Genomic DNA, 3,265 nt, shown 5'->3' on the forward strand with positions numbered 1-3,265 from the left:
TTCCCCCACGTCGTAACCGGACTCGCGCACCACCGGGCCCCAGCGCTCGCGCTCCGCTTGCAGCCGCGCGGCGAACTGGGCCGGTGTCGTCATGACGGGATATTGCTCAAGCTTCAGCAGCGCGCTGCGCATCTCCGGCGAAGCTGCCACCTGCGCGATCGCGCCATGTAGCCCCGTGACGATCGCCTGGGGCGTGCGGGCCGGCAGGAAGATCCCATACCACTCATCAGCCGTCAGCTGCGGGAAGCCCAGCTCGGCGAAGGTCGGCACATCCGGCAGCGTCGGCACGCGCTCCGGCATGGTCACAGCCAGAGCGCGCATCCGGCCGGACCGGTGCTGCTCGGCCCCGGTGCCAATCACGGCCATGTAAGCGGAAATCCGCCCACCATTGAGATCGGCCAGAGCCATGGCGAGTTCACGATACGGCACATGCGACAGGCGAAGCCCAAGCGTCTTCGCCATGGCGACGGAGACGAAGTGCGGCGTCGACCCCGCGGCCGGCGTCGCGTAGTCGATCTCCGACTGCCGCTTCCCCCATTCAATAAACTCGTGAAAGGTCTTCGCCGGATGGTTCGCATCCACCATCCAGGCGAAGCCGAAGGAGGAAAGCCCGGTCACCGGCACGAAGTCGCGCTGCGGATCGTAGCGCAGCGTTTTGGTGTAGATGAAGGGATACAGCACCATCATCGTCTCGGGCGTCATCAGGAAGGTCACGCCATCCGGCGGCGCAGCCTTGGCCAGCTCCACCCCGATCCGCGCCGCGGCGCCCGGCCGGTTGTCCACGATCACCTGCGGTGCGTAGAGGCCGCGCAGCCGCTCGGCATAAAGGCGGGCCACCGTGTCCATCACCCCGCCCGCCGAGAAGTTCATGACCAGCCGCGCCGGCCGGTCCACCACCTGCGCCAGCGCGGCGCGCGGGCCGGCCAGCCCGCCCAGGCCTAAAGCGGTGCCGGCACCGAGCAGCGTCCGGCGTGTCGTTGCACGCACCATAACCGTTCCTCCCTCCCAAGGTCCCGGGCGGTTCATCCGCCCTGGTGACCGCGTTACGCCATGGCCGTCTTCCGCTCGATCCAGCGGGCGAGCAGCGCCGCGATCTCGTCGCTGTTGCGCTCGATCATCATCATGTGGCCGTTGCCGTGCAGCCCGTGCTCCTCAAGCCGCAGATGCTCCGCCGGCACGCCGGCCTGACGCAGGAAATCGACGACGCCGTGATCCTGCTGCGCCTTCCAGGAGGCCTCCGCCGTCACAACGGCCACGGGGATGTTCTGAAGGTTTGGCAGGCACCGGGCGGGCTCAGCCTGCACCAGGCAATCCTGCAGATCCGGCCGCGGCGCCTTGCGTAATTCCCGCGCCAGATCCTCCGGCGCATCGGCGGGCGGATCGAAGGCGAGCGGCGTCGCGGTCAATCCCCAGGAGAGGACGCCACCTGGCGTCTCCGCGAAGGCCGGCCCCTGCGGCTCCACAGCCAAGATGGCCCGCACCAGCGAGGGCCGCGCATCCGCCACCAGCCAGCCGAAGGGGCCGCCAGCCGAATGCGTGATCAGCACGGCCGGTCCAATCCGGTCCAGCAGTTCCGCACCGCAGCGGCGCATATCCGCATGCACCCGCGCCAGATCCGCGATGGAAGGCCCTTGCCCCGCCATGAACTGATCCAGCACGCGATCGCCGATCTCCGCCCCCCCTGGCCACTGCGTGTGCAGTCGCGCCTGCGGGTAAGATTCCGGCACCAGTTCCGGCGCGACGAAGCGGTTGCGCATGAAGCCATAGCTCGGCGGTTGCCCAAGCGGCCCATGCAGGTCGGGATGATAGGGCGAGCGGCCGAGCGCCGTGCGATCCACGACATAGACGGCGTAGCCCTGGCGCAGAAAGAAGGTCGCCCAACCCGGCCGCCCATCCGGCGTACCCAGGTAATCCAGCCCCTGCCCGCCACCGCCATGCACCATGACTACGGGCAGCGCGTGGCGCCGCTCGGCGGGGATCTGGTACTGCACGAACATCTGCCCGCCCGCGGCCAGCCCATAAGGCTGCTCCTGCCGCGTGACGCCCACCCAGAAGAAGCCCTGATCCGCCAGGACCAGAGGCGCCGCCTTCGTCATCCCGTCCACGCGCGGATGCTCCTAAAGCCCACGCATGCCAATGGGCCGGCCGAGATGCGCCCGCCCCACATAGGTCGCGAACTCCTCCATCTGGGCGGAGCTGTGGGTGCGGTACATCATGATGTCGCGGAAGTAGCGCTGCAGCCGATTTCCCTTCTTCGTCGTGAAGGCGCCGGCGGAGCGCAGCAGCATCTCCACCGTTTCCGCCCCCATGGCCCCGGCCTGCTGCAAGGTGGCGCGAAGGCGCAGATTATCCTCCACGCTGATCGGCGTGCCATCGGCCGCCCAGCGCTCGCACACCTCCATATAGCGCTCCATGGTGCGGACCAGGATCGCCTCCGCCGCATCGGCCCGCGCCAGGGCCAGGCCAAGCGTGCGCTGGAAGTCGTGATGATCCGCCCGCAGCAGGTTGGGATCGGCCATCGTCTTCATCCGGCCGATCAGCTGCTCATACTCGTCGATCGCCGCCCAGGTCGCGCCCACCACCACCGAAACCAGCGAGGCGTGATACGGGCCCATGATGCGGCCGAGATACATGGGGTTCCCGTGCAGCCGCGTGCCCGGCGTGCCCTCCGCCATCTCCTCCGGCCGGCAGAACTGGGCGTTGAAGGGCACCGCGTGATGCGCGGGGATGACGGCATCCTCGATCACGACGGTGTTGGAACCGGAGGAACGCATCCCCAGGATCTCGTCCCCGCCCCAATCCTTCAGGATCGTGTATTGCCCCTGCGGCACCACGATGAGCACGGGGGAGGGTGGCGTTCCATCCTCTTTCTGCAGCAACGCAGTGCCGATGAAATGCGTCGCATGCGGAACGCCCGAGGAATAGTTCCAGCGCCCCTTGATGCGCAGGCCGCCCGGCACGGGCGTCGCCGTTCCCAGGGGCTGGGCCCGGTGTGGGGAGATGAAATGGCCGGTTTCGCCGAATAACTCGCGCTGCGCCTTCTCCGGCCAGTGGCTGGCCAATAGAAAGGCATGTGAGGCCGCCAGCGTGAGGCACCAGCCCACGCCTGGATCGCCGCGTGAGACCTCCACCATCGTCCGGAAGAAGACGGGCAGACTGAATTCATAGCCGCCGAACATCCGGGGCTGCGTAATGCGGTAGAAGCCCATCCGCTCGAAGGTGGCATGCACGTCTTCGGCATAGGTGCCGAGCAGCTCGTGCTCCT

3 protein-coding genes are annotated in these 3,265 nt (G+C 67.9%); all 3 read right to left on the reverse strand.

The window, feature by feature from the left end:
• The coding region (locus ACO1BU_RS36445) for a tripartite tricarboxylate transporter substrate-binding protein (protein ID WP_424140753.1) at positions 1-990 on the reverse strand (990 nt) is incomplete at its 3' end.
• Positions 991-1,043: 53 nt separating this feature from the next.
• Positions 1,044-2,096, reverse strand: a complete 1,053-nt coding sequence (locus ACO1BU_RS36450; protein WP_424140755.1) for an alpha/beta hydrolase — start codon at positions 2,094-2,096, stop codon at positions 1,044-1,046.
• 21 nt (positions 2,097-2,117) lie between these two features.
• Positions 2,118-3,265: acyl-CoA dehydrogenase family protein (locus ACO1BU_RS36455; RefSeq protein WP_424140754.1), on the reverse strand; the 1,148-nt coding region annotated here is incomplete at its 5' end.

Origin of the sequence: Roseomonas chloroacetimidivorans, from assembly GCF_049629625.1 — a bacterium.
GTDB classification, from domain to species: domain Bacteria; phylum Pseudomonadota; class Alphaproteobacteria; order Acetobacterales; family Acetobacteraceae; genus Roseomonas; species Roseomonas chloroacetimidivorans.

What these genes read in the sequence shown, in the direction of transcription:
- ACO1BU_RS36450 (WP_424140755.1), bottom strand. Translation starts at nt 2,096, where the DNA reads ATGACGAAGGCGGCGCCTCTGGTCCTGGCGGATCAGGGCTTCTTCTGG.